This window comes from Paraburkholderia sp. SIMBA_030 (assembly GCF_046535245.1).
In the GTDB taxonomy this organism is placed as follows: Bacteria; Pseudomonadota; Gammaproteobacteria; order Burkholderiales; family Burkholderiaceae; genus Paraburkholderia.
On record NZ_JAWRXB010000411.1, the window covers coordinates 1 to 276 of the forward strand.

1 pseudogene is annotated in these 276 nt (G+C 65.9%); it reads left to right on the forward strand.

Annotation, left to right across the window (positions count from 1 at the left end):
* Positions 1-94: 94 nt before the first annotated feature.
* Positions 95-276: pseudogene (locus SB772_RS40565) on the forward strand (hypothetical protein); the annotation flags it as partial.

Genomic DNA, 276 nt, shown 5'->3' on the forward strand with positions numbered 1-276 from the left:
GGCCAGTGCGGCGAGGTAAAACGCGGCGGTCACCGGATAACCGAGGGCGCTGGCGGCACGGCCCAGCAACGGGCCGCTGCCAATCCCGGTCATCATGCTGCCCGACAGCAACGCAAAGTATTTGGCGCGTTGGGCCGACGTCACCGAACTGAGCAGCCACGGCCTCGATGTCGACTGGGTCGACAATGGCCGCGAAGGCCTCGAGCGTGCGGTCAGTGGTGACTATGACCTGATCACCCTCGACCGCATGCTGCCGGAGCTCGATGGCCTGGCGAT